Source organism: Streptomyces sp. NBC_00178 (assembly GCF_036206005.1).
Classification (GTDB): Bacteria; Actinomycetota; Actinomycetes; order Streptomycetales; family Streptomycetaceae; genus Streptomyces.
The window spans coordinates 1-24,117 of the sequence record NZ_CP108144.1 but is presented as its reverse complement, the minus strand read 5'-3'; the positions used below and the strand labels follow the sequence as shown (position 1 = coordinate 24,117).

26 protein-coding genes are annotated in these 24,117 nt (G+C 67.1%); 14 read left to right on the top strand and 12 right to left on the bottom strand.

Annotated features, from left to right (window positions below):
- Window positions 1–112 precede the first annotated feature (112 nt).
- The 6 genes from OHT61_RS32250 to OHT61_RS32225 form a co-directional block, all read right to left on the bottom strand.
- Window positions 113–2,311: a hypothetical protein gene (locus OHT61_RS32250; RefSeq protein WP_329043495.1), complete on the bottom strand. Its 2,199-nt coding sequence runs from the start codon at window positions 2,309–2,311 to the stop codon at window positions 113–115.
- Between the two features lie 128 nt (window positions 2,312–2,439).
- A complete protein-coding gene (locus tag OHT61_RS32245) occupies window positions 2,440–2,757 on the bottom strand; it encodes a hypothetical protein (protein WP_329043493.1) in 318 nt (105 codons plus the stop codon).
- A gap of 16 nt (window positions 2,758–2,773) precedes the next feature.
- The gene (locus OHT61_RS32240) at window positions 2,774–2,941 is read right to left on the bottom strand and encodes a hypothetical protein (RefSeq protein ID WP_329043492.1); all 168 of its coding nucleotides are present in this window, start codon (window positions 2,939–2,941) and stop codon (window positions 2,774–2,776) included.
- A 331-nt stretch (window positions 2,942–3,272) separates the two neighbouring features.
- Window positions 3,273–3,560 (bottom strand): hypothetical protein, encoded by a 288-nt coding sequence (locus OHT61_RS32235; RefSeq protein WP_329043490.1) that lies wholly within the window; start codon window positions 3,558–3,560, stop codon window positions 3,273–3,275.
- Window positions 3,557–4,057: a WhiB family transcriptional regulator gene (locus OHT61_RS32230; protein ID WP_329043489.1), complete on the bottom strand. Its 501-nt coding sequence runs from the start codon at window positions 4,055–4,057 to the stop codon at window positions 3,557–3,559. The genes OHT61_RS32235 and OHT61_RS32230 overlap by 4 nt, the downstream gene beginning before the upstream one ends.
- 190 nt (window positions 4,058–4,247) lie before the next feature.
- The gene (locus tag OHT61_RS32225; RefSeq protein ID WP_329043488.1) at window positions 4,248–5,168 is read right to left on the bottom strand and encodes a hypothetical protein; all 921 of its coding nucleotides are present in this window, start codon (window positions 5,166–5,168) and stop codon (window positions 4,248–4,250) included.
- A 390-nt stretch (window positions 5,169–5,558) separates the two neighbouring features.
- Between OHT61_RS32225 and OHT61_RS32220 the strand changes: the two genes are divergently transcribed.
- From OHT61_RS32220 to OHT61_RS32200, 5 genes are all read left to right on the top strand, one after another.
- Window positions 5,559–6,479 (top strand): sigma-70 family RNA polymerase sigma factor, encoded by a 921-nt coding sequence (locus tag OHT61_RS32220; protein ID WP_329043487.1) that lies wholly within the window; start codon window positions 5,559–5,561, stop codon window positions 6,477–6,479.
- A 13-nt stretch (window positions 6,480–6,492) separates the two neighbouring features.
- On the top strand, window positions 6,493–7,323 hold the full coding sequence (locus OHT61_RS32215; protein ID WP_329043486.1) for a hypothetical protein: 831 nt from the start codon (window positions 6,493–6,495) through the stop codon (window positions 7,321–7,323).
- 511 nt (window positions 7,324–7,834) lie between these two features.
- The gene (locus tag OHT61_RS32210) at window positions 7,835–9,223 is read left to right on the top strand and encodes a hypothetical protein (protein WP_329043484.1); all 1,389 of its coding nucleotides are present in this window, start codon (window positions 7,835–7,837) and stop codon (window positions 9,221–9,223) included.
- Between the two features lie 94 nt (window positions 9,224–9,317).
- Complete coding sequence (dnaB, locus tag OHT61_RS32205; RefSeq protein ID WP_329043483.1) at window positions 9,318–10,706, top strand: replicative DNA helicase; 1,389 nt, start codon at window positions 9,318–9,320, stop codon at window positions 10,704–10,706.
- A 171-nt stretch (window positions 10,707–10,877) separates the two neighbouring features.
- Entirely contained in the window at window positions 10,878–11,168 is a 291-nt protein-coding gene (locus OHT61_RS32200) for a barstar family protein (RefSeq protein WP_329043482.1), read from the top strand.
- A gap of 185 nt (window positions 11,169–11,353) precedes the next feature.
- Here OHT61_RS32200 and OHT61_RS32195 read toward each other — a convergent pair whose 3' ends face one another.
- Entirely contained in the window at window positions 11,354–11,500 is a 147-nt protein-coding gene (locus OHT61_RS32195) for a hypothetical protein (protein ID WP_329043481.1), read from the bottom strand.
- Window positions 11,501–11,556: 56 nt separating this feature from the next.
- Between OHT61_RS32195 and OHT61_RS32190 the strand changes: the two genes are divergently transcribed.
- The 4 genes from OHT61_RS32190 to OHT61_RS32175 all read left to right on the top strand — a co-directional run bounded on the left by OHT61_RS32190 (window position 11,557) and on the right by OHT61_RS32175 (window position 15,117).
- A complete protein-coding gene (locus OHT61_RS32190) occupies window positions 11,557–11,844 on the top strand; it encodes an acyltransferase (protein WP_329043480.1) in 288 nt (95 codons plus the stop codon).
- A 76-nt stretch (window positions 11,845–11,920) separates the two neighbouring features.
- Window positions 11,921–14,035, top strand: a complete 2,115-nt coding sequence (gene tap, locus OHT61_RS32185) for a telomere-associated protein Tap (protein ID WP_329043479.1) — start codon at window positions 11,921–11,923, stop codon at window positions 14,033–14,035.
- A 4-nt stretch (window positions 14,036–14,039) separates the two neighbouring features.
- Window positions 14,040–14,597, top strand: coding sequence for a telomere-protecting terminal protein Tpg (gene tpg, locus OHT61_RS32180; protein WP_329043478.1), 558 nt, complete (start codon window positions 14,040–14,042; stop codon window positions 14,595–14,597).
- A gap of 319 nt (window positions 14,598–14,916) precedes the next feature.
- A complete protein-coding gene (locus OHT61_RS32175) occupies window positions 14,917–15,117 on the top strand; it encodes a hypothetical protein (RefSeq protein ID WP_329043477.1) in 201 nt (66 codons plus the stop codon).
- A 9-nt stretch (window positions 15,118–15,126) separates the two neighbouring features.
- Here OHT61_RS32175 and OHT61_RS32170 read toward each other — a convergent pair whose 3' ends face one another.
- Window positions 15,127–15,336 carry a hypothetical protein gene (locus OHT61_RS32170; protein ID WP_329043476.1) on the bottom strand — a complete coding sequence of 70 codons (210 nt, stop codon included), beginning with the start codon at window positions 15,334–15,336 and terminating at the stop codon, window positions 15,127–15,129.
- A gap of 43 nt (window positions 15,337–15,379) precedes the next feature.
- Window positions 15,380–15,535 carry a hypothetical protein gene (locus OHT61_RS32165; protein WP_329043475.1) on the bottom strand — a complete coding sequence of 52 codons (156 nt, stop codon included), beginning with the start codon at window positions 15,533–15,535 and terminating at the stop codon, window positions 15,380–15,382.
- A gap of 658 nt (window positions 15,536–16,193) precedes the next feature.
- On the opposite strand from OHT61_RS32165, the gene OHT61_RS32160 reads away from it, so the two are divergent.
- From OHT61_RS32160 to OHT61_RS32150, 3 genes are all read left to right on the top strand, one after another.
- A complete protein-coding gene (locus OHT61_RS32160; protein ID WP_329033856.1) occupies window positions 16,194–16,406 on the top strand; it encodes a hypothetical protein in 213 nt (70 codons plus the stop codon).
- 146 nt (window positions 16,407–16,552) lie between these two features.
- Window positions 16,553–17,215, top strand: coding sequence for a hypothetical protein (locus OHT61_RS32155; protein ID WP_329033855.1), 663 nt, complete (start codon window positions 16,553–16,555; stop codon window positions 17,213–17,215).
- 21 nt (window positions 17,216–17,236) lie between these two features.
- Window positions 17,237–18,322, top strand: a complete 1,086-nt coding sequence (locus OHT61_RS32150) for a helix-turn-helix domain-containing protein (RefSeq protein ID WP_329033853.1) — start codon at window positions 17,237–17,239, stop codon at window positions 18,320–18,322.
- Window positions 18,323–18,328: 6 nt separating this feature from the next.
- Here OHT61_RS32150 and OHT61_RS32145 read toward each other — a convergent pair whose 3' ends face one another.
- Window positions 18,329–19,192, bottom strand: coding sequence for a Shedu immune nuclease family protein (locus OHT61_RS32145; protein ID WP_329043473.1), 864 nt, complete (start codon window positions 19,190–19,192; stop codon window positions 18,329–18,331).
- On the opposite strand from OHT61_RS32145, the gene OHT61_RS32140 reads away from it, so the two are divergent.
- Complete coding sequence (locus OHT61_RS32140; RefSeq protein ID WP_329043549.1) at window positions 19,091–19,822, top strand: transposase family protein; 732 nt, start codon at window positions 19,091–19,093, stop codon at window positions 19,820–19,822. The two genes, OHT61_RS32145 and OHT61_RS32140, sit on opposite strands and share 102 nt — an antisense overlap.
- Here OHT61_RS32140 and OHT61_RS32135 read toward each other — a convergent pair whose 3' ends face one another.
- Both OHT61_RS32135 and OHT61_RS32130 read right to left on the bottom strand, forming a co-directional pair.
- Entirely contained in the window at window positions 19,823–21,274 is a 1,452-nt protein-coding gene (locus OHT61_RS32135) for a hypothetical protein (protein ID WP_329033848.1), read from the bottom strand.
- Between the two features lie 187 nt (window positions 21,275–21,461).
- Window positions 21,462–22,205: an HNH endonuclease family protein gene (locus OHT61_RS32130; protein WP_329043023.1), complete on the bottom strand. Its 744-nt coding sequence runs from the start codon at window positions 22,203–22,205 to the stop codon at window positions 21,462–21,464.
- A gap of 174 nt (window positions 22,206–22,379) precedes the next feature.
- On the opposite strand from OHT61_RS32130, the gene OHT61_RS32125 reads away from it, so the two are divergent.
- Window positions 22,380–23,564 carry a hypothetical protein gene (locus OHT61_RS32125; protein ID WP_329033846.1) on the top strand — a complete coding sequence of 395 codons (1,185 nt, stop codon included), beginning with the start codon at window positions 22,380–22,382 and terminating at the stop codon, window positions 23,562–23,564.
- Window positions 23,565–24,117 lie beyond the last annotated feature (553 nt).

Below are 24,117 nucleotides of genomic sequence, written 5' to 3'. Positions count from 1 at the left end.
CCAGAGGCGGTCGGGTCTGCTGTACTGGGGGTGACTGCTTCCGGCAGTCGCAGCGAGGGCCAGCCCACTTCGGATGGGCTGGCCCTCACTGGTGTGTGCCGGACGGTGTGGTTCAGGTGAGGTACTTGTCCGCGTCCTCGGGGCGGAGCAGGCCGGCCTGGGAGAGCAGCCGGACGGCGCGGGGCTGGTTGACGCTGAGCTTGGTGCGGGCCTGGTAGAGGGTGACGAAGCCATCCATGTCGCGCGGCAGGTCCTGTACAAGGGGCAGGAGTTCGGCGTCAGTCCGTACAGCCGCCGTACCTGTACGGTCCGTTCCGGTGGTTCCGGTTGCCGGAGACGATGCGGCGTCCGTACCTGTACGAGCACCCGGTACGCCGTCGCCGGGTTGTGTACGGACGCTGACCGAACCTGTACGGCCCTGTACGGCCGCGCTGGTCGAACCGGTACGGCGTGCGGCCGGTGTACCTGTACGCGGCGCCCCGTCAGGGGTGGTGTGTACACGGTCTGTACGGTCGCTGTACGGCCTGGTCAGCCCAGCATTGGCGCCGTCGCCGTGCGGCGGGTGGGCGGCGACGTGTACAGGGTCTGTACTGCCCCGCCCGGTGGCCGTCCGGTCGGTCCGTACCGAGTGCTGAGCGCTGTACATGCCGCCGCCAAACCCGTCTGTATGGCTGGACTGTGCGGTGTCCGTCCCGTCTGTACGGCGGTGTGTACCTGTACGGGCGGGCGTTCCGTTTCCGGTGTCCGTACCTGTACGCCCGTCCGTCGTGCTCGCGCCGCTGTGTCCGTCTGTACTGTCGTCGTGCATGAGGGTGTGTACGCGCCAGATGACGGCCACGAAGATCAGTACGACGAAGGTGGTCAGCTGCCACGGTGCCGACTGGCCCTCCTTGACGATGTGGGCCTGCTCGGACAGGTGGTAGGTGACGTTCGCCGATGCCATCAGCAGGAGCGCGTAGGGGATGTCCTTCTTGGCGCGGAACGCGGTGACGCAGTAGACGTCGATGCTGACGGGCAGCAGCGGCGCGACGTACTTGTTGATGCCGACCATGGTCGCCAGTTCGTACTCGCCGGAGGCGGCGAGCCCGACGCCGGCGGCGAGCGCGATCCACGGTGACGTCTTCCATGCCTTGCGGCTGACGCTCTGGTGCCAGCCGTTCCAGCGGGAGCTGACCTTCTTCGCCTCCTTGGCCTCATCCAACAGCCGTCGGGCGCGGGACTCGTCGGCCCGGGCCCTCTCGGTGACGCCCTTGGCCTTGCGCTCCGCCTCCGTCGTGATGCGCTCCGCCTCTTTCTGCGCGGCCTCCCGCAGCTGCGCGGTGACGGTCTTGGCTTCCTCCCGCAGCCGGTCGCGCTGCTTGTCGCATGCCGCCTTAAGTCCGGCGAGCTCGTCGGCGAGCGCCTGACGCTTGGTGGCCGCCTGGGCGTCGAACTGGTCGGTGAGCTCGCGCAGCTTCTCCCGCAGCTCGGTGCGGGCCGCCTCCGCCTCGCTGTGTACGGCGGCGACATGCTGGTCGGCTTCGCGGCGCCGGTCGTCGGCGGCCTTGACCGCGTCCGCGTACAGCGCCTCCGCCTCCGCTCGACGGCCGTCATACTGCTCGGCCGCCGTCGCCGCGAGCCAGGCGAACCGCTCCCGGGCCTGATCGACCTCCCGCTGCGCCACGGCGACAAGGTGGTCGGCCTGCTCCTGGGCACGGGTGAGGATCTGGCCGGCCTCGGTGCGCCGCTGGTCGACCAGGGCGCTGATCTCGGTGAGGTCGGCCTCGGCCAGGCGGCGCAGTTCGGCAACGGCCTTGCCGGTCGCGTCGCGGTCGGTGGCGGCCAGCTCGGTCAGGTCGACGACCTGCGCCCGGGCCTCGCTCACGATGGTCTCGGCCCGGTCGTGGGCCTGGGCCAGGAGCCGGTCGGCTGCGCCGCGCGCTGCCTCCAGGTCGCCCGCGGCGGCCGCGCGCTGGGCGGTGGCTTCCTGGTCGGCGTCGGCGGTGATGCCCGCGGCGCGCTCCTGCGCCTCGGTCATCAGGTTGGTGACCTGCTCGTGCGTTCCGGCGACGGTACGCGCGGCCGCAGTCTCGGCTTCCGCCTGGAGGGCGGCGGCCTGCTCACGCGCGGTGTCGATGACGTCGGCGGCCCGATCCCGGGCGTCCGCGAGGCGGGCCAGCGTCTCGAAGTCGACGGCCTCCGGCTCCGTCGTCGCGGCCGGGACCGGGGGAGCGGCAGAGGTAGGGGAGGGGGTGGCCTGCGGAGCCGGGTGGGTCGCCGACGGCTTCTTTCGGGCGGGGGGCCTCTTACGGGCGTTTCGTGTGGCGGCCACGCCGCCTCCTTCCAGTTGGTACTGCGGTGTTCCGGGGCTGTCCGGCTCCCCGTCACCGCGAAGCGCCCCTTTCACCGGTGATGCCAGTGGGGGCGCTTCGCGGATCAGGCAGCCTGCAGAACGGGGTGTCACCAGCCGTTGAGGTGGGCCTCGAAAGCGGGCCAGCCCATCCGCGCGGCGGCGGCGAGCTCGCGGGCGCCTCGGGCGCCGCGCTGCCAGATGCCAGCGGCCGTGTCGTGCCCCTCGGCCGCCAGGCGGTCGGCGATCACCTTCTGGTCGTCGGCGGACCGCTGGTAGTCCGCCGCAATGCTCTGCATCTCCGCGTAGGTGTAGGGGAGCGGCTCAGGCGGGGCGATCTCGCCGATGACGAGGTAACTGTCGATATCAGCGGTGGACCACCGGGTCGGGTCGCCGTGGTCGTCGCGGTACTGATCGAGGGTGAGCATCTGGTCTCCGATCGGGTCAGGTGCGGCGGGAGTTCAGGTAGGCGTCCTGGAGTCGGGCGAACCGCTCGAAGAGCGGCTCACCCGCCTTGCAAGGGCTGTGGTGCTGGCAGGTGGTGCAGCCCGCATAGTGGTTACGCCAGGTGTCGGTGGCGGCCATGTAGCGGGTGAGCAGGTCATCGGCCATCGCGGGTGGTGCCTCTCAGCGGTGCGCTGGTGGATGTCGGCGACGGGGTGGCCCGCGTCCCACGCCCTGGCGGCCGCCGTTGCCGCGGCCGCCAGGAGCGTGAGAGTGAGCGGGTGGACCAACCCGAGTGAGGTGATCGCCCGGACCGCATGGCGCTGGGCGGTCCGGGCGGCGCGTATATGGACGTTCAGCGCTCAGCCCTGCCGCTGGCCGGTGCCACCGCAGGGCTGGCAGGACTGCATCTCGACACCCTGGTAGGGGGTGCCGTCCGCGCCGACGTGGCAGACAGTGACCATCTGCTGTCCAGAGCCGCTGCAGGAGGAGCAGGTGGTCATCGGGCGACCCCCGTTCCGCCGCAGGGAGAGCAGGGCTCCCAGTGCTGCCGGGACACCCCGTCGCTGCTGGTGTCCACGACCCAACCACCGGCCCCCGAGCAGCTGCCGCACGCCTGGTTCGCGGCGATGTTGATCCGGGCCCGCATCTCCGCAGCCGTACGCGGAGCCCGCCGGCCCTCGGGGATGCGGGCGTCGGCCTCGCGGACCACACGGATGAGGTGGCTGCCGAGCCGCTGCTCCGCCCTGGTCCTCACGGGCAGTTCGGTGAGGGTGGAGGTACTCATGCCGCGACCCCCCATCCGGCGCGTGCCCGGCGGGCGGTGCGGATCTGCCGGATCTGCGCCGCGAGGGCACGGAGCCGGTCGTTCTGGGCAGCGGTCCTGGAGTCGGGGTTCGTGCCCGCCTCGTGCTGGAGCCGGGTGGTCAGCGTGTCGAGCTGGCGGCCCTCGGTGTCACGGTCCGCGTCGACCGCGGCGGCCAGGCGCTCGGTGTGGGCGGCGCGGACGGCGGCGAGCTCGCGGCCGGTCAGGCCGGCGCGCACCATCTCGTCCGCGTCGGGCCGTCCGTCGCCGTCGCGCAGTGCGAGTTCCTCGCAGGCGGCCCGCACGGGGCAGCCGGTGCAGAGGCGGATCGCCTCGGTACGGCGGGTCCGCCAGGCGGCGAGACCTTCGTCGTCGGCGCGGAAAAAGAGGTCCGGGTCGGCGGTGGCGCAGTGGGAGCCTGCGTCGACCGCGGCCTGGAGTACGGCCCGGCGCGTGTGCCGGGCCTGAGTGGATGTCATCCTGTGCATGCGCGTTTGCCCTTCGACAGAGGGTGAGCTGCGAAGACGAACCCCCGGGCATGCCCGCCTGGGGGTTCGTCGTGTTCAGGGCCGGTGGCCCCGGGGCTGCTGTACGAGCAGCCACGGCCCCGGCCGCCCCCTGGTGGTGCGGGGCGGCCGGGGCCGTGGTCGTTCGTCGCCGGGTTCGGAGTCAGAGCGAGGTGCGCGTCCACGCCGGGAAGCGCTGGGCGCATCGTCCGCAGTGGGGTCGGCGGGTGATCCGGTGCCATCCCGCAGCGACCGCGTCGGTGAGGCTGGACTCGGTGGCGCCGCAGTGCTCGCACTGGAGCTGGCCGACCTCCGGCTGCGCGGCAACCTGGCGGGGGGCGAGGTGGGCCAAGGGGACTTCAGGGCCATCGGTGGGGAGAGCACCCTGGGGAACGGTGCGACGCAGCTGGTCGGTCTGGTGCGCCTGGTTCAGCACCTCTGCACGCGAGCGTTCCTGGCGGGCACGGGCGGTCCGGGCGCGCTGGGCAACCGCCCGTTCGGCCCGCGTCTGCTGCTCACGGGCGAGCGTGCAGGTGGCCTGCGTCTCCCGGACACGGATCTCCAGGTCGCGGCCCGTCGCACACCGGCCGCCGCCGAGGCAACCTGTGCAGGCGGTGCGGTGAGCGCGAAGAACGTGACGCGCCTGTTCCAGGAGGGCGAACAGGTGGGCCAGCGAGGTGCGTTCCCGGGCGGCGAGCCGGTGGACCGGGACGGCCGGCGCCGCGAGCGGCTTGTAGAACTGCTGCGCCGCACGCCGGTTGTCCTGCGGCATCGCGTCCCGCAGCAGGCGGTTCTGGGTGGCCTGCCAGCGCCGGACGTCGATGTCGACGATCACGAGCTGGTCACTGCCGGGGCAGAGGGCGTGCGTCTCGCCCTCCGCCCGCTTGTCGCTGATGCAGTGCTCGCGGATCTTGAGGACCGTGTCACCCATGATCCGGCGCCAGGTGCGGCAGTCGGGGCAGGCGATCGACATCGTCTCGCCGGGCCGGACGTTGTAGTCCTCGGGGGCCATGGAGCTGAGCGATAAGGGGGCACGGCGGTTGGTGTTCTTGGTCCGGACGCGGCCGGGACGAGAGCGGGGCATCGAATCCTCCTGACGTGGGATCGGGTGCGGGTGCTGCCTTCTCTGCCGCGCCAGGCCGGCCACGTAGGCCAAGTTGGTCCTGACGGACAGACAGCGCAGCAGCGCTGTTCGAGGTGAATCAGGTGGAGCTATTCGGTACAGGCGCCAAGGCCGGGGGAGCTCGGCTCACCCCACTGCCGCCGCCCCCGTAGAGGCCGTGACTCCTGCTGTTGTTCAGTGGTGCGGTGACGCTATGGGCGCCCGAGCTGGGGTTATAGCTTACGCAACCGAGAGATTTAGCGCCCTAAACCGCTCGGCTATGAAAACCATAGGGCTCGTCACGCCACGCGTCAACCACCTTGAACTGACGCGGTTTAATGGGGTAAACATGACTCAACGAAGGGAGGCGCCATGGAGCAGGAACGGCTCAACGAGGAGCATCCCTCACTGAGGGAGCAGCTCGACGCCACGTTCGACGTCACCTTGTCTCAACTGAAGGAGCTGTCCGACCCCCTGGTACGGGCGAAAGCCGCGCACGTTCTTGTCGGCCGGGCTCAGGACTACGGAGCTGAGCTGCAGGTCGTCCGCAATGAGGCCATGAACGAGACCCTGCGCGTTGGCCAGTTGAACAGCACCCAGCTGGCAACGGAGCTCGGCATCAGCAAGGGGCGGGTGAGCCAACTCGCGAAGGGCGCTCCACCTGAGCGACTGTTCCTCGGATCGGGCAAGGTAGTCGTAGCTCTCGCCGAAAAGTTGGAGCACGGCAAGCTGCACGATGGCCGGGACAAGCGGGTCCAGGGCCCAGTGATTGCTACTGAGGACTTCCAGACCTACGAGCACCTTCGCGAGCTAGCGGAGGACGTCGGGCTGGAGATCACTTTCGAGCGAATCCCGCTCGGGGGAAACGTGCGGCTCAATCGCAACAACCTCGTGGTCATTTGTGGGCCCCGGCTGTCGCCCCTGATCGAGCAGATCCTCGAGAGCGACCCGCACCTTCGATTCGACAAGGACGACGACGGTTGGTTCCTGACCGATCGAAAGACCGGTGAGATCTACCGGTCGGCCATGGACGTCGGCGGCAACAGCGACGTAGCGTACTTCGGCCGGCTGCCGCGCCCCGACGGACAAGGAACGTTCCTCTACATCGCCGGCATCCACGCCCGCGGTTCCGGCGGGGTGGTGCATTGGCTCAACGCTGAGCTGACCAACCTGCATCGTGAGCTGAAAGCAAAGCGCTTCTCGACGCTCATTTCCAGCACGTTCGACCCTGACACGCTGGAGATCATCTCCAGCAAGCGCGTCACACCATTTTATCGCCCGGAAGGCTCCTGAAGTGCAGGTATCCATGGCATCGACCCAAGGTGTGGGCGCCGCGAACGAGGACTCGGTCCACGTGAGCCCCACTGGGGTCGTCGTGCTGGACGGCCTGTCCGCACCTACAGATCTCCCCATGGGATGTGTGCACGGCACGCCCTGGTTCGTTCGACAGCTCGGTGCCAAGCTCATCAACCTGATTGGCGATCAAGAAGTCTCTCTGCGAGAGGCCCTGCGACGGGCAATCGCAGACGTCAACGACCTGCATCGCGACTCGTGCATGCTGGATCAGGAGGCAGTACCCGCTTCGACCGTGGCAATGGTCCGCGAGCGAGGCGACGCGTTCGACTACCTCGTCCTCTCTGACAACGTGCTGGTCATAGATCTGGGTGCCGACGGCATCAAGGCGATCGTTGACAAGCGTGTGGAGGAGGTCGCAGCAGAGGAGATGCGAGAGGCGTTGCAGGGGCCAACCGGCACTCCAGAGCACGCCAGCCGAGTGTCGAAACTCGTCTCGGTCCAACGGCGACTCCGCAACAAGCCGGGTGGTTACTGGGTAGCAGCTACCGATCCGGCGGCGGCTGACGAGGCCATTGCTGGCTCCGTGGAATTGGCGCGCGTACAGCAGGCGGCGCTGTTGACTGATGGGGCCAGCCGACTCGTGGATGCTTTTGGCGCACTCACGTGGGCGTCTCTCTTGAAGCTGCTGCGAACTGAAGGCCCGACCGCATTGATCGCAAGGACCCGTGAGGCCGAGCTCGCTGACCCGCTCGGGGAGCGATGGCCCCGGTTCAAGCGCTCAGATGACGCCACCGCTGCGTACGTCGGTCACCTCGGCGCCGCACCGTGGGAGGGGCGATGAGGGCTCGTGCTCGGATGTCCGCCGACGACCCGTCAGCCCGCTCTAATCGCGAGCCTTTTTGGGGGATGATGTACTCCATGAAGCCTTAGAAACGCCGAAGCGGTCCCGTCGCCACAACGGAACCGCTTCCTAGCGATCGACTCGACGAACTTCCAGGAACCCGAGTCGTGAGCAGTGAGAGTGACCTCGCCTGCCGGGGTGATGCCCGTGGACCTCTCGGTCCGCGTGGTCACCTCTACCCAGAATAAGCGGACCGTGTCGCGGATCGCCACCATCTGGGTCCCCTGTCAGGTCACATCTGCTGGTCACGGCTCCCCTAACAAGGGGAGATCCGCCACATGCACCGCCCGTACTGCCCGCGCCGCCGGCCTCCAACTACGGCTCGAGGAACTTTTTCCGGCCGAACCGCCACACAGACGCCTGGGCCGACACCTGTAAGCGTGACCGCCTTTACCGCCCTTGTCCCAGGTCCCACCAGCCGCACTGCCATGCCTTCGTCGGGGGGTGTCGCATGAACCAGTTCGGCGAAGCCCTCTTCGGCCGCGGCTACGAAGTTCCGGACGATGTGACAGTCACTCGCCCCGTTGCGGAGACTCCTGGGCTTCAGCCCGAGGACATTGGCGTCCTTGTCCACCTGTTGCTGCTTCCTCCGGATACGGCCGCTACTGCCAAGGACCTCGCGGCCGGCATGCGGGAGCAGCTGGGCTGGAAGATGAGCGTTGACCGGTTCGAGGTCATCGCGAAGCGCCTGACGAAGGCCGGGCACCTGATGCGCAAGTCGGTCTACAACGACGCGTCGAAGCGCCCGCAGTGGCGCTACTGGGCCTTCCGGAACCCGGCGAAGAACCCCGAGCACGCCGCAGCAGAGGCCGAGACGTTGTCGCAGGTCAGAGCCGAAATCGGGAAAAACCTGGTTTCGGGCCAGGCCGACCCGAGGGAAACCGGGGAAAACCCTGTTTCGCCAGGTCAGAGCCGGAATCGGGTTTTCCCCGGCTTCGAAGCGGAACCGGGGAAAACCCGTTTTCGCTCAGACCGCGTTGTCGCAGGTCAGAGCCGGAATCCGGAAAAACCCGGTTCCCTTTCGGACCCCCCCCGGACCCCCCCCGGTGGGTTGGTAAACCCCCCTACCGTCCCCCCACGGTCGACGACTCCCGAGTCGGTGGTTGCTGTCGGGGCGGGTGGGGACACCATGCGCATCGCGCAGAACTACAACCCCGCCACTGCGGAGATCGCCGTGAGTGATGCGGAGGTCGAGGCGGCCGGGGTGTTCTTGGCGAACCTGCCGGGGCGGTGGGCGTGTGGTGCCGAGGACATCGCGAAGTACGCCCGCCTGGTTGCCGAGTCGGTGAAGCGCTGGGGCTGGCCACTCGGTGAGGAACTGGAAGCCCGCCTCACGGACATGACCGGCACGAGTCAGAAAATCCGTGGCCACTACCCCCGGGTCATCCCGGCCCGGCTGAAGCGGCTGCCGCTGTACGCGGCCTTCAAGCGGGGAGACGTTGCTGCGGTCTCCGGGCAGGGGCAGCGGCCTCCGCTCGAGGGCGCGTGCCCGAATCACCCGCACCGTTTCGCGGCGCAGTGCCTGCCGTGCCAGGCCGACGACGACCACGACGTACGGGCTGAGCGTTCCGCCCGGCAGGTCCCGGACGAGGCCATCGCGGCGGCGCGTGCGTTCATCGGGTCTGGGAAGACCCGGGGGCGCCAGGGCGAGAAGACTCCGCGCAGTGAGGCGAGGGCGCGCCGGCAGTCCGTGGCCATGCGGTCTGCTCAGGCTGAGGCGGAGGCCGAGGAGAACCGGCTCAAGGCAGCGGCGCTCCTGCGGGCCGACGCTGCGGGTGTGCTGGGTTCCGGCGTCATTCCGGACCAGATCGACCGGATGGACACCGCACAGCAGCGGTGACCACCCGCGGCCTGCCCCCACATGCGTGCGGGGCGTCCGTTGCACCGGACGCCCCGCTGCGCCCCCTGCCAGCTCTGACCGATCAGGAGTGCACGTGACCACCGTAGAGGCCAGCGCCTTCACCGACTCGCATGACTACGACCACGACGCCGGATCCGGCGTGCGTGGCTTCGACCGGGTGCCGCCGCAGGACATCGATGCCGAGCAGTGCGTGGTCGGCGCCATGCTGCTGTCCAAGGACGCGATCGGCGAAGTCGTCGACACCCTCACTGCGGCCCACTTCTACAAGCCCGCTCACGCCATCGTGTTCGCGACCGTGCTGGACCTGTACGGGCGCGGGGAGCCCGCCGACCCGATCACCGTGGCGGCCGAACTGGTCAAGCGCGGCGACCTCACCCGGGCCGGCGGCGCCCCGTACCTCCACACCCTCGTCCAGGCCGTGCCCAGCGCCGCGAACGCGACCTACTACGCCGCCATCGTCCACGGCCTCGCCCGCAAGCGCCGCCTGGTCGAAGCAGGCACAAAAATCATGAACCTCGGATACGGCGACGGCGACGCCGACGAGGCCGCCGACGCGGCCGGCGCCGAATTCAACGCCGCCGTCGACATCAAGGACGACACCGCCAGCTTCCGCCCCCGTGAGCGCTCCGCATCCCTGATGGACCGTCTCGAAGCCCGCAGCCGCGGCGAAGTCACCCGGGGCGTACCTACAGGCCTCGTCGACCTGGACGCCCTGACCAACGGCTTCCACGGCGGCCAGGTCATCGTCGTCGCCGCCCGCCCCGCGATGGGCAAGTCCACCCTCGCCGTGGACTTCCTGCGCGCCGCCACCATCAAGCACAACTACTCCGGCGCCCTGTTCAGCCTCGAGATGGGCGGCGACGACATCCACGAACGCATCGTGTCCGCCGACGCCAAGGTCGGCTTCCATAAAATGCAGACCGGCGACCTCAGCGAAGAGGACTGGGCCCGCCTCGGCCGCAGCGTCCAGCGCCTGGAAGAAGCCGACCTGCACATCTTCGAAGACGCCAGCCTCACCGCCACCCAGATCAAGGCCCACTGCCGACGCCTCCAGCAACGCGGCGGACTCGACATCATCGCCGTCGACTACCTCCAGCTCATGCAGTCCACCGGCCGCCGGGCAGAGAACCGGCAGGTCGAGGTCTCCGAGATGAGCCGCCAGTTCAAACTCCTCGCCAAAGAACTCAACATCCCCGTCGTGCTCCTGTCCCAGCTCAACCGCGGCCCCGAACAGCGCACCGACCACAAGCCCGTCGTCTCCGACCTGCGCGAGTCCGGATCCATCGAGCAGGACGCCGACATGGTGATCCTGCTGCACCGCGAGGACGCCTACGACAAGGAATCACCCCGAGCCGGCGAAGCCGACCTCATCATCGGCAAGAACCGCAACGGACCGACCGCGACCATCACCGTCGCCTTCCAAGGCCACTACAGCCGCTTCGTCGACATGAGCAAGACCTGAGGCGACGATCTTGTAGGGTCTCAAATTTCGTGTCGGAATCTCCCGGTCGATGTCGGACGGAAGTCGGATCCGACATCGACCGTGAGACACCACAGTTCAGCGGGGCGCGGTGCCTGCAGGGGTGCCGGGGGTTTCGTAGGGTCGCTTGGCTGGCAGAAGGGGTGGAGGAGCATGCGGGTCGCCATTGACGGGGCACACATCGGAAGCCAGGCGGACCTGCACCGGGTTCTTGCCGGGCCTCTGGACTTCGGTTCGTACTACGGGTACAACCTGAGCGCCCTGTGGGACCGTCTGAGCAGGGATGTCGAGCGCCCGGTCGAGATCGTCTGGGAGAACGCTGCAGTCAGTCGTGGCCGCATGGGCGATGAAGCGTTCGAGGCGATCGCGTCCGTCCTGGTCCGAGCTGCCGCGGAAGACGAGTCGAACGCGCCGGACAAGAGGCTCACCATGCGTTTCACCTGATGTGGAGTCCAGCAGCGAGCGGTCACACTTCGTTGAGACGGGTCAAGCGGGTCGAGCCGCCGCAAGCGTCCGGCGCCGCCATCGACTTCCGACACGGAGCTGAGACGCTGCGCGTCCGACACAGGGTGAGACGGCGGGCGGGGCCGCAGGTCACAGCCTCGGCGTCCGACACGAGCCGCGGGACCCTACAGATCTCCGTCGCCAGACGCCCGCGAAGCCCGCTGCGCGCCTCGCTCGCCGACGATCTCCACCCCGAAGCCCTCCGGGTTGACCAGGGTGGAGATCGTCGCCCAGTGGCCCGCATGGGCGATCTTGTCGATGGGGCCCTGCACACCCAGGGTCGGAGCGGAACCCCAGCCGCAGCGCATACCTGATGCGGAGTACGTATATGCCCAGTACAGAGCAGACGTTGCGGCTCACGGTCGCCGCCCTGATGCGCATGACCGGCGAGCGCCAGGCCGACCTCGCCCGGGGCCTCGGCCTGAGACAGCCTCAGATCAGCCGCAAGCAGGCCGGCACCGCCGTATGGACCCTCACCGACGTGGACCTGCTGTCCGCCCACTACGGCATCCCCGTCCCCGACCTCCTCGCCGGAGTCGACCGCGCCATCCACTGCCTGCCCACCCGCCGCTACGCGCCCGCACCAGGCGCCGCTCAGCTCACCATCAGCCCATGAACTCATCCGTGATTTGGTTAATGAACGGGTTAAAAAATTGGGCTAAGTAATGCTAGTGTTCGAGGTGGAGGTAGTGATGGCATCTGAGGAAGAGTTGTTCGCGAACATTGACGCACTGTTGGCGGAGGAGCCGCAGTTGCCGCCGCCGGCGGAGCGGGCCCGGCTGCGTGAGGCCGCCGGTATCACCCAGGCCCGTCTGGCGCAGGCGTTGAAATCGACGACGCAGACGGTGAAGAACTACGAGAACGGCCGGAGCGAGCCGAAGTCGCCGCGCTTGGAGGCGTATCAGCGGCTGTTGAACGGGTGGGCGGCGAAGTACCCCGCCCATCAAGCACCCGCCGCCCCGGCCCCGGCGGTCGCGCCACAGGCGCCGGTGCCGCAGACGTTCACCGGCCCGGCCGCCCCTGAGCCGGAGGTGGAGGCCGCAGCCCCCGTGGAGGTTCCGACCGCCCCTGCCATCCCGGTCGGGCGTCCGGCGACGTCGTCCCGTCGTCCGGCGGCGAAGAAAGCCGCGGCCCCGGCCGTGGATCCGCGGTTCCCGCACGGTCCGCTCGCCGTGCTGGACGGCGACGGCTCCGCCTTCGGTGTCGACGGGATTGTTCTGGACTGCCCTGCCAGTACGGTGCCGGAGCTGGTGGAGTGGACCCTGCGCGAGTCCGGTCTCGGCGCTGGCAAGCTCAACCGCTACGGCAAGGACTCCGACCCCCTGATCGTCCTCACCGCCGCCGCGGCGGTGAAGTTGGGGCTGCCGGAGCGCCTGGATGGCCATGAGCAGCGCCGTTCCCTGCGTCTGCCCGAGGATCATCCGGTGGTCAAGCAGGTGGTCAAGGCGAAGTGGCAGCTGACTCAGCGAGGGTTCGGCCCGTGGGCCCGCATCTACCGCAAAGCGCAGGGCCGCGACCGGCAGTGCGTGCAGCTGGCGATCCTGTCCTGGGACGCCCTCGACGAACGCTCCTGGCCCGGGGTCGCGGACATGGAGCCGGCCGACATCGCCCGCGTCCTGGGCACCTACGCCGCCCGGGTCACCACCCCGCGCGGCTCCACCGCCGTCTCCGGCCTCGAGTTGATGACCGCCATGCGCCCGCCGACGAAGGCCGTGCAGGACCCGGAGACCGGGAACTGGGTCTCCGGCCACAACGCGGGCTCGCTCGGGACGGAGCCGATGGATCCTGCGCCGCCGGAGGCCACCCCGGAACACCCCGTCGTCGTCAGCAGTGGCTGGACCGGCGGCTTCCTCAACGAAGAGGCGTACCAGTGGGTGCGGCCGGTTCAGACGCTGTCCGATGAGGAGTGCACGCTGCCGTTCGCGGTCGGCCTCGACCTGAACACAGCGTTCCTCGCCGCCGCGGCCCGCCTGGTCGTCGGCCTTAGCGGCCCCGACCACTTCCACGCCCCGACGTTCAACCCGAAGATCCCCGGCTCGTGGCTCGTCGACCTCTCCCACATCGACCTGGACCCGCGCCTGCCGTCCCCGTTCATGCCGGACGGCTCCCGCCCGACGGGCCCGGCTTGGTACCAGACGCACACCGTCGCCTACGCCCAGGAGCTCGGCCACAACGTCACCCCGATCGAGGCGTACCTGCGACGGGAGACCGGCGCGTACCTGGACCCCTGGCACGACCGGCTGCGCACCGCGTACGTCGACACCCTCGCCGACCTCGGTGTCACCAAGGACCTGTCGGACGCCGAGTTCCTCGCCGCGATGGAGCAGCACAAGCAGGCCGATCCGGCGCTGGCCGCCGTCCTGTCCGCCATCAAGGCCACGGTCAAGGGCGGGGTCGGCAAGCTCCGTGAGCGTCCCCAGGGCAAGTCCTACAAGCAGGGTGAGACGTGGCCGGCCCTGGCGCGGCCGACGTGGCGTCCGGACATCCGGGCCGCGGTCATCTCCAAGGCCCGGGTCAACATGCACCGCAAGCTGAACAACATGGTCAAGCTGACCGGCCTGTACCCGCTGGCCGTCCTGTCGGACTGCGTCGTCTACCCGAGCCCGGGTGAATCGCCTCTGGACTTCCTTCCCTACGCCACCTCGGGGAAGCCGCAGCCGGGCGGGTTCCGTCTCGGGCCGACACCGGGTCTGGCGAAGCTGGAGGGCGTGCAGTCGATGCTGTGGGCGGTCGACCTGATGGAGAAGGGCCTGAACCCGGCCCGCCACATCAAGGGCGGCGACGCCGTCCTGGACGAAGGGGAGTAGCCCCGTGGGGGAGATCGACGACGCGATCGAACGCGCCGACCGCGAGGCGTTCACCAAGGACCCGCCCAAGACTCTCAAGGGTCAGATCGGGTTTTTGCTCAAGCAGCTCGGCAGCGCGAAGGCGGTGGCGCAGGAGCTCGGTGTCACCGCCGACAGCGTGAACCGCTACCGGCGCGGTGCCCGCAAGCATGCCCGGGTCGACGTCGCCGCGAAAATCGACGACGCGGTCCGGGCCCGCTGGCAGCCGCTGGTCCGCAAGCGCCGGCAGAAGCAGGCCGCTGCCTCGGGCGGCATCACCGTGGAGACCAGGGCCCGCTTCGGCTACTCCGCTGCGGTTGGTACGACGGACGACGGACGGTTCCGGCGCCTCACCGTGCACCTTCCCCCGACGTACGCGCAACGTCTCTTCGACGCCCGCAACACCGGCGCCAGCGACCAGCAGATGCGCGGAATCATCGCCGAAGGATTCAAAGACGTCTATTTCCAGGACGGCGGAAACCGCGCCCTCGGAATCTCAGACGTCGCCATCAACGATATTGATTACCTGGACCTGGATTACTAGAAACCAGCTACACGGCCTCGCGAATGAATGCCCCTCCGCAAAGCGTCCAGAACCGCCTGAGGCTTGCCGAGAGGGGCATTCTCTTCCTCGATGTCGATGTCCCCTATGCCGTGAACAAAAATCAAGTGCTGTGCGCAGAGGGCGGTCCCCTGCCACGTCGTCACAGCACGAACCCAACTCGCTTCACGGATGCATTCGGCACACCAACCGAGCGGCGGAACGGGTCGCGTGTCCTCTGAGGTAGTCATCCCGGGACCCTAGCGGCGAGCACCGACAACGCACCCTGCGCCTCGAGCCGTTGACCATACGATCACCAGCTATGAGCACACCGCGCAGACCGTTGGGACACGGCCCTCAAGCGCAGCCACAGGCCACCCCGCCGGGCACGACCGCCACCCGGCGGGTCCGCGCCACCCAGGCCGACATCGAGGCTGCCCCGCTGTACCGGCCGGGCGGCCTTGACACGCTTGACCAGCTCCGCGCCCGCGGCGTCCTGGGCACCAGCACCCCGCCCGCCTAACAGGCGGACCTACGCCGCTTCGTACCGGTGCGCCCGACCGCCCCGCCACTGCACCCACACCGGGTCGTCGAGCAGCTGCTCGGAGTCGGGCAGGCCGGCCCGGCGTAGAAACTCGACCACGTCGTGGTCGTCGTGGGCCAGGCCGACGATCTGACCCTGGATGGTGACCCGCCGGCCCCCGGTCACAGACGGTCGGTGGATCACTATCGGCACGCTCATACCCCCAGGGTGCGCCCGCGTACCGCACAGGGCATCTGCCTGGTCAATAGTCGTCGGGTGTGGTGTTGCTGGCACCGCATGACCAGCAGTCCCACTGGCTGGGTAGCTCGTAGTGCGTCGTCGTCCAGAAGCCCTTGGGGCGGCCCTGGAGCACGTTGGTCTCCCAGCAACTCCAGCAGTCGAACTCGAAGTCCTCCATGAGCCAAGGATGACGACCCAGGCCGCAGCCAGGGCCCGATTCCGCAACCTCGCACCCGCGAGAGAGAGCACCGCAAGCAAGGCGGGCAAGCCCAGGACCGGCCCGGCTCTGAGGCGTCTCATGGGCCCGCGGGGGGTTGCACCCACGGTTGCTCCCATCGTTGTCTCCATAGGGGGATTCAGGGTTGCACCGGAGGTAGGACCGGAGGTGTGAACCCCACTTTTCAAGATCGCATCGTTTCCCCAGGTCAGACCCTATGGGCAAGCCGATCTTGCACACCGACACCTCTTTCACGCGATAGCCGTGAAGAGGTGAGAGGGGTCCCGGACCGTCGTCGGCGGCGCAAAGCCGCAGCTGGCCTGCCGGGCCGGCCGACCACCGCGAGGTCTCTGACTCCCTTACCGATGAGTGACACCGGCGGGCTACCTAGTGAGCGAGGAGCGCGGACCGCCGCGCTGTGCCGCCTGAGATGCGATACCGACAGGGCTTGCGCCGCTTGGTGGCGCCTCCTTCATCGTGCAGCCCACCACCCCGCAACCCAACGTCTGTGAGCCCGCTCTACGCCCCGACCGTGGCCGGTCGGACCGATTGAGCGGTCCCGGAGCGCGGGCTGTGACCCCGCGCTCAGCCCGAGCGCCTCACCGAAACGAGAACCGTCGTGCCCACGACCACCCTGATCGTCTTCGCCCTTGTCCTGTTCGTCGCACTGCTCCTGGTCCTCGTGTCGGGGCTTGTCCTGGTCGGCCTGGCGTATGTCACCCACCGCCACCCCCGCCTGGAGAAGCCCCTGGGCGTCGCGGGCTCGTTCGCCGGCGTCTTCGTCGCGGCTGTCGCGGTCCTGGTCGCCGTCGTCGCCCTCGCAGCTCAGTGATGCGTAGAGCTGTGCGGGTGGGCCCGTCCATCTAGAGCGACGCCCGACATGACAAATTCGAACAGGCGTGCAATGATCGCCAAGGTTTCAAAAAACAGCCCTCATACCAGGTACGGTCCTTGAAACCGACCCTGGGAGGGGATGTAGTGACTGGCAGCGAAGCGCACGAGGTTGCCACCCGGCTCAAGCAGCTCGGCGTGGACAAGAAGCTATTCGAAGGTGTGCTGGACCGGGCCGTTGCTGAGGCCAAGATGTGCACCGAGTTCGACGCGCCGGCGATGGCAGGCATCACGTTCTGGAGCAGGACCAACCGGTTCCTCGCAGAACACCTGACTGACCCGGCAAATCGGGATCCGATCTGGAAGTACACCGCACGAGACAGCATCCTGCGCGTCGTCCACCCCTCGGGGAGCCACGCCATCACCGCCGTCAGCGGCTCAGGAGGCGTCGCCGACCTCGACTGCTCGGTCCGCTCCAAGAACCCCAAGGGCCGGGTCATGGCGCAGCTGGTCGAGAACAACACGAAGTACGAACGCAGCGGCCAGGGAGTCTTCAGCTCCCGCGATGAAGTCGAGTTCGGCGGCGAACTCGACTCCATGCCCCTGTGGTTCCTGCTCTATGAACGAAACGCAGAAGGCAAGCTGTCCGCAGAACTTTCCCTCCCCAAGAAAATGGAGGGAAAATACGTGAACGAGTGGAGTGAGCGCATTCCACTCTTCATCCGCACCGACCCGGGCCTCGACATCGCCCTCCTGGACGCGCCCGACGACGGCGACGACCTGGACTTCGAGGTCAGGAAGACCGACTAAGCACGACGGGAGCTGGGGAAAGTGTTCACCCCCGAAAGACTGGTACTCGCACGCAAACGACGGCGCATGACGCTCGCGGCACTGTCCCGCGAATCGGGCTTCTCTGCCCAGAGCATCACGGCGTTCGAGAATGCACGCAAGACCCCGTCCGAGGAAACACTTTCCTCACTCGCCGCGGCCCTCCGCTTCCCCATGTCCTTCTTCTACGCGCCACCAGCTCCAGACATGGTCCCCGGCGCCGTCAGCTTCCGCGCCCCCTCGAAGATGAGCGCAGCTGAACGCGACAGCGCTCTCAGCTGCGGCTCCATCGCCGCCACCCTGAACCACTGGCTCGAAGAGCACTTCACCCTCCCCGAACCAGATGTCCCCACCTACGGTGACCTGACGCCTGAGACTGCGGCCGAGCAGGTCCGCGCCGACTGGGGCCTTGGCGAAGCGCCGGCCCCCAACATGGTCCACCTCCTCGAAGCGCACGGGGTACGCGTCTTCTCCCTCGCCCCCGACTGCCTGGACGCGGACGCCTTCTCCACCACCCGGCACGGCACCCCCTACATCCTGCTCAACACCCGTAAGACCGGGGAACGAGGCCGCTTCGACGCCGCCCACGAACTGGGCCACCTCGTCCTCCACAGCGGCTACCAAACTCCCCGCGGCCCTGCCGCCGAGACAGCCGCCGACGCCTTCGCCTCCGCCTTCCTCATGCCGAAGGCAGGCATGCTCGCCCAGCAAGTCAACAACGCCTCAGTCGAGCGCATACTGAGCGCAAAGAGGCGCTGGGGAGTATCCGCGATGGCCTTCTCCTACCGCCTGCGGACCCTGCAGCTCCTCTCCGAATGGCGTTTCCAGCAGACCGCCAAGCAGCTTGCGCAACTCGGCTACCGCAAAGGCGAACCCGGCTCCACCATGGTCCGGGAGAACAGCAAGCTGATCTCCAAGGTCTTCGAAGCGCTACGAGCGGACAAAGTCCCCGTCAGCGAACTGGCGAAAGCAGTGCACATCTACCCCGAAGAGCTCAACCACTACGTCTTCGGCCTCGCCCCCATCAGCTTCCGAGGCGGCGAGCAGAAGAGCGCGCCCGCACGCCCTGCCCTCTCACTCGTACGGTGACCTGCCTCAGCGGTCACCGACGATGAAGCAGGCCCGTTCGTAGAGTTCGTCGAACGTGATGACCTCGACGTCCTGGACGGATCGCCTGTACTGCTCGAAAGAGGCGATCTTCTCAGGGTTACCCGCATTGCGTTCCGTGAGCTGACGAAGATTTCCGATCACCAGCACCTGTTTGGGGCGGACGGTGGCGACCTCGATATCGGTCGGGGCGCCACTGTCTTCGTAGAGCGTGTGCAGCTCACCTGCGACCTGACGAAGGGCCTTGTGCGCGGTCTTCTGCACCTGCGCCACGGCGCCGACAACTTCCTTGGATACTTGGTAGACGTCCGGAAGCCGGTACGGTGTGGCTGCCAGCAGAGGCGTGAGATGAGTCTTGATCTCGCAGAGCAGCAGGCTGCTGATGAATCCCTTGGAGCGCATGACAGCGTCACTGCGCTTCCCGGCGCCGGTGAAGATGTTGGCCCCGGTTGTGAACCGCTCCAGCTTCCCGCCGTTCAACGGTTCGCAGGCGACGAGGTTGAGACCGTAGCCGAAGATCCAAGGATTCTCTTCGAAGAGCTTCTGCCACACGGCCTCCGGGCCTGCCGCACTTTTGCGCTCCTGCTCGAAGTACTCCTGGTCGGTCAGCAGACTGAGCTGTTTCCAACCTGACGGGAGGTTAGACGGGCGGCCCCGGCAGCGGACATGAAGAAAGCCCCTGGTAGACGGGTTCACGACCAAGATCACCAGTCCGCCAGGAGCCTTCGCGTGCTTGTCTACCCGTCCGGCATCGATCTGTCCAGCCGCACCCTGCAGCACCTCTCCGGTCTCCTCGCAGGTCACCGCCGTCGAATCGGCTCCCGATGGCGTCGCCTGACCTGCGGCCGGCAAGCCCTGCTCGTCTTGGCGCACCTTCGCTGCGGCGACACCTACGCCCGCCTTGCAGCAGGTTTCCGCGTCGGGATAGCGACGGTCTACCGATACATACGCGAGGCCGTCGACCTCCTGGCCGCTCAGGCACCAACGCTGGAGCAGGCGATGCGGACCGTGCGGAGGAAGGCGTACGTGATCCTCGACGGCACCGTGCTGCCGATCGACCGCATCGCTGCCGACCAGCCGTATTACTCGGGGAAGAAGAAGCACCACGGGATGAACGTGCAGGTACTCGCGGATCCAGCCGGCCGTCTGATCTGGGCTTCGGACGCGCTGCCCGGGGCAGTACACGATCTGACCGCGGCCCGGACCCACGGCATTCCCGCCGCTCTCGCCGCCGATGGCATCAAGTGCTGGGCGGACAAGGCGTATCAGGGCGCAGGTCCTGCTGTCCGCGTCCCGTTCCGTGGCAAAGGTCTGCGCGGTTGGCGCCGGCGTCACAACCGCGATCACGCCAAGATCCGAAGCCTCGGCGAACGAGCCATGGCCACCCTCAAATGCTGGCGGCTCCTGCGGAAGCTCCGTTGCAGCACCACCCGGATCACCACCGTCGTCCGCGCCGTCATCGCCCTCGAACTCGCCACCTGATCAAGATGGAAAAGGCTCACTGTGAAATCGCTGGAGTTGCGCCTTGCGATTGCTGATCAGCCGGATGTCTTCCTCGGTGAGGCCACCCCCGATGACGCTCTTGACGGCTTCCAGGAGCGTCGTGCGCTCCTGGCCGGCCAGGAGCCTGACCAACTCGGCTTCGTCGTCGACGACCAGCCGCCGACTGCTTTCGGGGAATTCCATTCCGGAGCAGCCCTGTAGGAAGTTGATGACCTTCCAGAAATTTTCGTGGGCATCCTTGATGTCGACGAGGGCTTTCACTACGTGAGAAGTCTCGGTGCCGGGAATGGTTTCAAAAAGCGCAGTCTTCGCAGCCTTGGTCTTGTCCTTCTTCCACAGTTTTATTCTGGGTGAAAGGACGCTGTCCTTGTTGATGAGGGTGACCTGACACAACGTGGCGACGCGCGGCCGGTCGTCGAGGAGGAAATCGGTGATCAGCCGAGCCTTGCGGGTGTCGTAGAAGTAGGGAAAGTCCTCACCACGGATTTCTAGGTCCGAGAAGTCCTGTTCAGTGACGTTGAACTCCGTTGTGGGAAGAAGGATACGCAGGCGCCTCGACATGGGAGCGTCATGCTCGGCTGCCTGATCCCTCCAATCTTCTGATACCGACGGCAACGGACCGGGATCGCCGTCGACCACGAGCGACTGGATGTCTGCGCGCTGAAGGCGGGCGAGGACGGTTTGCAGCCGTGCCCAAATCGTGTCGGTGATCGTCGCAGTAAACGACGGAAGCAGCACAGAAGGCACTGTGAGGACGGCTTCGTAGGTGGCGTCCGTCCACGAGTTACCGGCCATGGGGTGGAAGAAACCGCCGTCATGGCGCAGTGTCAAAACAGACATGCGCACCAGGTCGCGGGCGGCATCTTCACCTTCCCTGTCGAGCAGACCGTAGGTCTGCCCGAGAACGAGGTCGAGCTTGCCGGCGTCATCGTCCCCCAGCGGCAGTGCAACCAACGGTTCGGTGGCTTGAACAGCAGCTGGTGTGTAAATGGGGCGACCCGAGAGGTACTCGAAGGGACGCAGGGCCCAGCCATCCGGCCCCAGGATGCGATTCAACTGTTCTACATGCCGAGATGAGTGATCACCGTCTGGTTGCGTCTCCGGGTGCACGAAGCGCGCCAAAAACGCGAGAAAGTCATCATCAGTGCCATCCGAAATCCGAAAATTCGGATAGCTGAAAACCCAGTCGTCAGGCCAGTCGTTTTCGTTTCTTATTCTGTGTTGGGTGATTTCTTCGCGTGCGGTTCTGAACCGTGAATTTGTCGAGCCGAGAGCATCCAGGTCATACAGTGACTGCAGAAAAACGACTTCGTTGAGCCGACCCCACCAAGGTCTGCCATCGCCGTTGAGATACTCGAAGGCTTCCCGTCGCGTGAGTGACGTGATCCTCTGCGTGCTGTGTGGCGCCGACAAGGCGACGAACTGCGTCATGCCCCAAGGATGAACGTCTATCGGCTCCCTTGTTCGGACAATTGAACATCTGGCCCCTCGACATCTCGCCGCACGTCGCATCTGGTGGGAGGCGCAGCAGGAGTAGTGGGGGAACCCCTTCAGCAGGCGCCAGACCCGGGGGCATTGCCAGGCCGTCTACGCCCTGCACCAACGTCCCGGGCCGGGGTTACGGGGCGGGTGTGTAGGTGACAGTGGTGTCGCCGCAGTCCTCCGCGGTCCCGAGGAGCGCCTGGCGCTCGTTCTCGTCGACGGCCAGGTCCCAGCGGAGCTTCGTCGCGACCCAGGTCGCGGCGTAGGTGCAGTGGTAGGTCCCGTCGGTGGGCATCCACTGTGCGGGGTCCTTGTCTGACTTGGACCGGTTGGAGGCGGCCGAGACAGCGATCAGCGTGTCGGGGCTGTCCTGGTCGTTCGCATAGGCCTCGCGCCGCTCCGCGCTCCACGGTGTCTGCTCGGAGTCGAACACCTCAGCCAGCGGCACGAAGTGGTCGACGTCGAGTCGGCCTGCGTCTGTCACCACCAGGTTGTCGTAGGCGCTGCGCCACGATCCTCCGGTGAGCTTGCAGCCGGCCGCGACAGCGGGTGCTTCGACAGCCTCGGCGAGGATGACTTCTCGGCGGGTGTCGCAGCCGTCGGTGGCGTTCAGGCCGCGGTTCCAGTGCTTGTACAGGGTTCGCTGGTAGCCCTCGCGGTGTTCTGCGGCGACCGGGAGCCGGTCGATCGCATCGAACAGCGGCAGCGCCATCCGGACACTGGGTGCGCCGGCGGGAGGCTGGGCCGGGGCGTAGGAGGTGAAGGGCAGCTCCTCCACCGGCGTGGGCACCATCACGGCGCCAGCGGGGCACGACGTCGCGAGCAGGGGCAGGGCGGCGAGGGCGAGCGCGGGCAGACCACGCCGCATCAGGGAGATCATCACAGGACGTGGTGTAGCAGCCGCCCCTCGCCGCACACAGCGGTCATGACGGCCCCTCACCCGATCGCGGGCACGGGTTCACCTGAAGAAACGGCACACCGAGTGAACGTCGGGACTGTGCTGGATTCGTCGAATTCGAAGCCCGGCTGTCGGTGGGTGCGTGAGACTGTCCCCGTGTTTACGATCGCTCTTGTCGGCGTGCTTTCCCCGTGGTTGGTCCTGGTCGGGATGCTTCTGCTCCTCATTCCTGGACCGATTCAGCGCTGGGGGTCTGCTTCTTGGGAGCGCTTCGAGCGCTGGCGCGCCGACTCGGGGGTGCGCCGCGCTGCTCCACTGTTGACTCAGATGCTGCTGCTGCCGCCTCGAATCCACGATCGTGTTGGCGGTAACGGATTGGCGCCTTCGTACGTCGTGCGCTGGTGGCGCGCTCTGCCTGTAGCAGGGTCGATCAAGACACTCCGGTTTGCCGTACTGCTGTTCATCGTGCTGCACGTCGAGGACATGGCCGACTGGGAGCATCTGCGGTGGAGCGCCGATCCGGGACCACAGTCCGGCTTGGTACAGGAACTGCTCAGCGGCTTCGCGGCTCTACCGACGGCGGTCCTCCCTTGGGACTCTTCCGCGATCGGCAGGGTCACGAAGCTCCTGTTCTGGGCCTTGATCCTGACCGCTGAAGTGCGGCTCATCAAGAGTACGAACCTCATCGGCTCTGGCAGGGGCGCGACACTTTCCGCCTACGACCTCGAGGGCCTCACTAAGTACGCGGACAGGGAGAGTGCCCGCGCGGAGGATCGACGCTGCTGGCCGGTCGTTGCCCTGCTGACGGTCGCAGCCCAGTGCGCGGTCGTTCTCCGCCGGTGGGAGGAAACCCAGCCGGACTGCCAGATCCCGCGAGTCTCCGTTCAACCGGTCGAGCGCGCCATCTGGAGGGCTCACCGCACCCGTCGCGCCAGAGCCAGACGGCACAACGAGCACCAGTTCAAGGCACATGCCGCACTGGTAGTGGGCGCGCTACGGAAGGCCGAAGCCCGGCAGGACTCCGACCCAGGCCGCGCCCTTGAAGACCTCACCGTGATGCTGCTGACAATTGCCGAACGCTACGCCGAGGGGCGTATCGACGACCTCCTCGACGCAGATCAATTCGCCGATGTGGTTCCAGCCGCACCGAGGGAGCGGATCCGAGGGGTCGTGGTGGGGCTTACCGTCGTACTGGTGATGGCTGGTGCGGCCGTACTCGGATTGCCCGAGGCTGCCCTCATCCCTCTGCTGCCGGTGGTGGTCGTGTTCGTAGCTGTCGTCTTCAACCGGGGCCGAGTTCCAACCGTGGGACAGTTCACCGATTTGATCATTCCTCGGTGAAGTGGGACAGCCCTTAGGTTCCTGGATATTGCCCTTTTCACCTTTTCACAGACTGCGGCGCGCAATCAGAGAGGTGGTGTCCGACGACCCCAAGCTCTACACAGCTAGGCGTTGTGATGCATGTTGGTATCAGAGGTTCTCCCTTGAGGCTGACACATGGTCTGATTCCCGCCCGTACGCATGGCTCATAGGGTAGGCTGACGGGGTATTGGCGAACGCGAGTAGTCGGTTTTCGATGATGAGGATGGGTTCGGGTGGAGCGCAGCGGAGCCCGTCACTGCGGTAGGGCCGGCACCCAATCGGACCGACGGCCCGTCACATTCGTTGTCGGGGTACTGGCTAGGATTCCCAAGCCCTACACAGGCCCGCACGTGATGCACCCTCACCCCGTAGCCAGCCTAGGAGGACCCGCTTGCGGGGACTCCCACAATTCGCGCTTGCGCGAATTGCGTTCCGTTCAGAATTCCGTTTACGGAATTCATTCCGGCGCTTGCGCCGGAATCCGAATTGCGCTTGCGCAATTTGTGCTCTATGCAGCGGCTTGCCGCTGCAT

Bases quoted from the DNA above. Each gene is read 5' to 3' on its own strand.
- OHT61_RS32245 (WP_329043493.1), bottom strand. From the start codon at position 2,757: ATGCTCACCCTCGATCAGTACCGCGACGACCACGGCGACCCGACCCGG.
- OHT61_RS32240 (WP_329043492.1), bottom strand. From the start codon at position 2,941: ATGGCCGATGACCTGCTCACCCGCTACATGGCCGCCACCGACACCTGG.
- OHT61_RS32235 (WP_329043490.1), bottom strand. From the start codon at position 3,560: ATGAGTACCTCCACCCTCACCGAACTGCCCGTGAGGACCAGGGCGGAG.
- OHT61_RS32230 (WP_329043489.1), bottom strand. From the start codon at position 4,057: ATGACATCCACTCAGGCCCGGCACACGCGCCGGGCCGTACTCCAGGCC.
- OHT61_RS32225 (WP_329043488.1), bottom strand. From the start codon at position 5,168: ATGCCCCGCTCTCGTCCCGGCCGCGTCCGGACCAAGAACACCAACCGC.
- OHT61_RS32220 (WP_329043487.1), top strand. From the start codon at position 5,559: ATGGAGCAGGAACGGCTCAACGAGGAGCATCCCTCACTGAGGGAGCAG.
- OHT61_RS32215 (WP_329043486.1), top strand. From the start codon at position 6,493: ATGGCATCGACCCAAGGTGTGGGCGCCGCGAACGAGGACTCGGTCCAC.
- OHT61_RS32210 (WP_329043484.1), top strand. From the start codon at position 7,835: ATGAACCAGTTCGGCGAAGCCCTCTTCGGCCGCGGCTACGAAGTTCCG.
- OHT61_RS32200 (WP_329043482.1), top strand. From the start codon at position 10,878: ATGCGGGTCGCCATTGACGGGGCACACATCGGAAGCCAGGCGGACCTG.
- OHT61_RS32190 (WP_329043480.1), top strand. From the start codon at position 11,557: ATGCCCAGTACAGAGCAGACGTTGCGGCTCACGGTCGCCGCCCTGATG.
- tap (WP_329043479.1), top strand. From the start codon at position 11,921: ATGGCATCTGAGGAAGAGTTGTTCGCGAACATTGACGCACTGTTGGCG.
- OHT61_RS32175 (WP_329043477.1), top strand. From the start codon at position 14,917: ATGAGCACACCGCGCAGACCGTTGGGACACGGCCCTCAAGCGCAGCCA.
- OHT61_RS32170 (WP_329043476.1), bottom strand. From the start codon at position 15,336: ATGAGCGTGCCGATAGTGATCCACCGACCGTCTGTGACCGGGGGCCGG.
- OHT61_RS32165 (WP_329043475.1), bottom strand. From the start codon at position 15,535: ATGGAGGACTTCGAGTTCGACTGCTGGAGTTGCTGGGAGACCAACGTG.
- OHT61_RS32135 (WP_329033848.1), bottom strand. From the start codon at position 21,274: ATGACGCAGTTCGTCGCCTTGTCGGCGCCACACAGCACGCAGAGGATC.
- OHT61_RS32130 (WP_329043023.1), bottom strand. From the start codon at position 22,205: ATGATCTCCCTGATGCGGCGTGGTCTGCCCGCGCTCGCCCTCGCCGCC.